The 3,970-nt window shown below is 45.1% G+C and carries 4 protein-coding genes; 2 read left to right on the forward strand and 2 right to left on the reverse strand.

Annotated features, from left to right (window positions below; all coding sequences use genetic code 11):
• The first annotated feature begins 305 nt into the window (after positions 1 to 305).
• Both argB and RMO35_RS13825 read left to right on the forward strand, forming a co-directional pair.
• Positions 306 to 1,184 (forward strand): acetylglutamate kinase, encoded by an 879-nt coding sequence (argB, locus tag RMO35_RS13820; RefSeq protein ID WP_309741878.1) that lies wholly within the window; start codon positions 306 to 308, stop codon positions 1,182 to 1,184.
• 609 nt (positions 1,185 to 1,793) lie between these two features.
• Positions 1,794 to 2,309 carry a tetratricopeptide repeat protein gene (locus tag RMO35_RS13825; RefSeq protein WP_309741879.1) on the forward strand — a complete coding sequence of 172 codons (516 nt, stop codon included), beginning with the start codon at positions 1,794 to 1,796 and terminating at the stop codon, positions 2,307 to 2,309.
• A gap of 178 nt (positions 2,310 to 2,487) precedes the next feature.
• Here the strand turns inward: RMO35_RS13825 and RMO35_RS13830 are convergent, their stop codons facing one another.
• Both RMO35_RS13830 and RMO35_RS13835 read right to left on the reverse strand, forming a co-directional pair.
• Entirely contained in the window at positions 2,488 to 2,940 is a 453-nt protein-coding gene (locus RMO35_RS13830; protein ID WP_309741880.1) for a CAAD domain-containing protein, read from the reverse strand.
• A 355-nt stretch (positions 2,941 to 3,295) separates the two neighbouring features.
• On the reverse strand, positions 3,296 to 3,970 hold a 675-nt coding region (locus RMO35_RS13835; RefSeq protein WP_309741881.1), incomplete at its 5' end, for a 6-carboxytetrahydropterin synthase.

A 3,970-nucleotide genomic window follows, 5' to 3' on the forward strand; every position in this document is an offset into this window, starting at 1 on the left:
AGATTTCAGGGTTTCGATCGGATCTGATTTCAACTTTTAGCTTCGAGCGTGTCGATCGTATAGGTTGAAATTAGATAGCATTACAGTACCCTAGATCGATCGCAAAATGAATACGAGCGGAAAATATCTTATGCAGAAAAAATTAACTTCCACGTAAAACTAGAGCAACTGTTACAGCTAGATTTATTAGCAAATTAAGAGCGGTAGTTAAATTTCAGCACGACTCGATCGGCACAGACATAAGCTAAACTGCTAAAATCTTGGCTATTGCCAATACCGATCGCCAAACTCCCACACCCTAATCCATGACCCACTCCAACGAAGATGCCACCCGCGTGCGGGTTTTAAGTGAAGCCTTGCCTTACATCCAAAAATTCGCCGGACGTACCGTAGTGGTCAAATATGGCGGTGCTGCAATGAAAGATAGCACCCTTAAAGATCGGGTGATTCGCGATCTGATTTTCATGTCCTGCGTTGGCATTCGTCCCGTCTTGGTACATGGTGGGGGGCCAGAAATCAATAGTTGGCTGGAGAAACTGGGCATCGAACCGCAATTTAAAGATGGCTTGCGGGTAACGGATGCGGCAACGATGGATGTCGTCGAAATGGTCTTAGTCGGACGCGTCAATAAAGAAATCGTCGCGTTGATCAATCAGGCTGGTGGTAACGGCGTAGGTTTGTGCGGTAAGGATGGTAATTTAATCATTGCACGTCCCGATGGACGCGAAGGAATTGGGTTCGTAGGTGAAGTAAGTGGCGTGAATGTGGACATTCTCAACTCTTTAGTCAAGAGTGGTTATATTCCGGTCGTGTCGAGTGTCGCCGCTGATGAAAACGGACAGGCTTATAATATTAATGCGGATACGGTTGCTGGTGAAATAGCTGCCGCGCTGGGAGCTGAAAAGCTGATCTTGATGACGGATACCCCCGGCTTGATGCGCGATTTTAAAGATCCAGATACTTTAATTCGCCAGTTGGATATCCCAGGTGCGCGGGCGCTGATTGAAGATGGTACCGTCAGCGGCGGGATGATTCCCAAGCTCACCTGTTGCGTCCGCTCGCTGGCGCAAGGTGTCAAAGCCGCACATATTATCGATGGGCGATTGCAGCACTCGCTATTACTCGAAATTTTCACAGATACGGGTACTGGCTCGATGATTGTCTCTTCTGGTACCGGGCAGTAATAATATCGCGCTTCAATCTAGAGGAGATATAAGCGGTATTCAAAAGATAGATATCGCCCGAAACTTATTTGGTGGGCACTGCCCACCCTACTGGGACGACCGGACTAAAAATGTGGGTAAAACAATCGCTCAAAATATTACTGATTGTATTCTTAAGGGTTCTGAGTGCCCACAGTTTTAGTCCGGTTGCGCCACTACGATTACTGAAGGGCTATTAGTAAGTATCTTGTAGGGTGGGCAGTGCCCACCACAAGGGTTATGGGAGATTTTCAGTAGAGTTATAGGTTATTTATAGTAATTTAAATCACCAACCTGCTTAACTCTTGAGTACTTGCATCCTTCGATAGGGCAGTGCCCACCACAAGGGTTATGGGAGATTGCCAGTAGAGTTGTAGAGTCTTTACTAGTGATTAAAATTATGTGCCGACTTGTTTACCTGTTGAGTGCTTGCATCCTTTCATCAGTATTAGCTAAGATCGGATGACTACGTGTCGTGAAGGACTATTAATGCGATCGAGCATTTTTACTTGCGAACAATTACCTAATAACTCGGTGCATTGCCCACATCGTAGATTTCAAGCGTAAAGTTATCACATCTTAAAAATCGAAATGACCTTCGATACCGACTATCAATCTGGACAAATCGCCTTCGAGCGGGGACAATATCGCCAAGCTGTTAAATATTTATTGGCTGCGGTGGCACAAGTGCAACCCAATAGCAAGATTGGCGGTGAAGTACAGGTATGGCTCGTTACCGCCTTTGAAGCCGCCGGACAAATTTCTGAAGCTAAAGCGCTGTGCCAAAAACTCGCCAACCATCCCAATTTGGAAACTCGTCAGGCGAGTAAAAGATTGCTGTACATCATGCAGGCTCCTGAATTGACGCGGCGGGACGAGTGGCTGACGCAAATTCCCGATCTATCACATTTAGAAGGTGAAGATGGCAAACCTGGTGTCAATCGTACACCTACTGCCCCATCGCCAGCACCACCGCGATCGCTCGAAGAAAAATATGCACCTGTGGATCTGAGTCAGGTCAATACCAAAGATAATAACTTCATCTCGATCGCCTTAATTGTGACGATGATGACGCTAATAGGATTGTGGGTAATGGCGAAAGGCTGATGGTAGTTGCTCTACACTGGCAAATTTACGAGCTGCTGGAAATTAAATTAGCGATTGAGATCGAAATTCCTGTTTTAGTGAGGTGAGGAGATCTTTGCTACCCTCACCCAAAAATAAAATACCACCGAAATAGCTTCGGTGGTATCGAGGTTGGTTGAAAATCATTCAACCGTTGGTACTAGGAGTTACCGTTTTTATTGCCGAGAACTTCTGATTTGAAACTATCGATTTCGTCAGTCAGCTCTTTTCTAGTCGAAGCTTGCAGTAAATAACGATACACAAACCAGCCAGTGTATCCAATGCCTACCAACTCAAAAGTAGGTGCGAGTAGCGGAATTTCATTAATTGCCGATAAAATGGCTAGCGTCAGTTTGACACCGACAATAATCCCAAAAAATAACCCCAGCGTAATTACAGCACTCTTGTTACTTTTGTAAATTTGACCGAGATAAGTCGGGAGTTCGGCAAGCACATCCGTCACTTGCTTCGCCCAATCAGGTAAATCGGCTGTCGATAGATTGGGTGAAACTTTGGTAATAGAGCCTGCTCCAGTGTTTAATCCCAGGGGATTTGCGGGAATATCAATTGTGGAAGTTTCTACGGATTGAGTAGATTCTGGTGTATCGCTCATATTTTATTAGTCCTTATTTCAAAATTGACAGAGCTTGGTAAATCGTCATCGATTTGTGCTGAACATAGCGATCGAAACAATTAATTATGCAAATTTTATCAGTTTTAGCTACTCGATCTCAGGGTAAAACTAATCTGAGAGTAACATAATTACACCAAAACCTAGCTACTAGCCAAGCTGCCGATACTGTATGGATCGAGTCCGACTATCAATTTATTGTTTACATTATAAACGCACCATCCCCAATCTTCGATCGCCCGATCGGTCGATCTGTATTGAAAATTATTACCCATCGACATCGGGTTTGACTGTAAACTGGCTGTAATAGAATGAATGAGATTCTACCACGTCAGTGCTAACGCACTGCTGCTGTAGCTAATTGACGGCTTGCCAGATTGCTAAAATCTTGGCTCCAGAGCAGTTCGCAGGAGTTGTTGGGACTCTCGATAAGTTTTATTTTGTGGAGCTGTGCGCCGAGTTCCCGAATCGGCTGCTCGATTTGGTAGCCGATGTAGACAGCAATGTTTTCGGCTGTCGGTACGACTTTGGCAAAATGTGGAATGTCTTTGTTTAAGAAGGTATGATCGAGCGGTTCGACAGCATGTTTATCGACTAGTTCGTGGAGCTTCACCAAATCGACAATCATCCCCGTACGAGCGTCAATTTCGCCCGTGACGGTGACTTCGAGGTGATAATTGTGTCCGTGTCCATTTACCCGCGCACACTTGCCATAAATCTCACTATTTTGTTCGAGTGTTAAGCTCTCCAACGCGAGTCGGTGCGCTGCGCTAAAGTGAGTACCGATAGTCAATGATGCTTCCATGTCTTTACCTGTATATTCTGCGAAGAGTTCGGGATGTTCGTATAACTGAATGCGGACGAGCGGAAAATGCGGTGCTAGCTTCTGCCAAATTACCCTAGCAATATTTTCGGTGGTGGGGAGCGTTTGTCCAAATTCTGGCCACACATCGTTGAGAAAGCTATAGTCTAGTTGTCCGGTAACTTCTTTTTTGATGACGTGTTTGACATC

Source organism: Chamaesiphon sp. OTE_20_metabat_361 (genome assembly GCF_031364565.1).

Coding starts and splice junctions, on each gene's coding strand:
- argB (WP_309741878.1), top strand. CDS start 306: ATGACCCACTCCAACGAAGATGCCACCCGCGTGCGGGTTTTAAGTGAA.
- RMO35_RS13825 (WP_309741879.1), top strand. CDS start 1,794: ATGACCTTCGATACCGACTATCAATCTGGACAAATCGCCTTCGAGCGG.
- RMO35_RS13830 (WP_309741880.1), bottom strand. CDS start 2,940: ATGAGCGATACACCAGAATCTACTCAATCCGTAGAAACTTCCACAATT.